The organism is Mesorhizobium sp. M5C.F.Ca.ET.164.01.1.1, assembly GCF_004792125.1.
Taxonomy (GTDB): Bacteria; Pseudomonadota; Alphaproteobacteria; order Rhizobiales; family Rhizobiaceae; genus Mesorhizobium; species Mesorhizobium wenxiniae.
This window is the reverse complement of record NZ_SRTG01000182.1, coordinates 1-387: the sequence shown is the minus strand read 5'-3', so window position 1 is coordinate 387 and position 387 is coordinate 1. Positions and strand designations below refer to the sequence as shown.

Here is a 387-nt window from a genome sequence, read left to right as displayed (position 1 = left end):
GCAATCGGCGACGGACCGCGCGGGTTTCGACGAGATGGGTGAATTGACCGAGCGCGAGTTTCAGATTCTCGAAATGGTAGCGCGCGGTTTGCAGAACAAGATCATTGCGGCGACCCTCCGGCTGTCCGAGCATACGGTCAAGATCCATCTGCACAACATCATCACCAAGCTCGGAGCTCACAACAGGACCGAAGCGGCCGCCGTCTTTCATGCGCGCAAGGATACCTTTTACGGCGGCATGGAACGGTCGAGACAGCCGGGCATCAGCCAGTCCTCGGCATGAGGCGGCGATGCCCCGCTTTCAGGAGATACTGCTCCTCGTTGGCCAGTTGAACTATACGTGGACCAACACCGAAAGCCTGCTGATCTATCTGATTGCCGGCCTGG

The 387-nt window shown here is 58.7% G+C and carries 1 protein-coding gene; it reads left to right on the top strand.

Annotation, left to right across the window (positions count from 1 at the left end; all coding sequences use genetic code 11):
• A partial coding sequence (locus EN807_RS33025; RefSeq protein ID WP_135860765.1) for a LuxR C-terminal-related transcriptional regulator occupies positions 1-283 on the top strand: 283 nt, incomplete at its 5' end.
• Positions 284-387 lie beyond the last annotated feature (104 nt).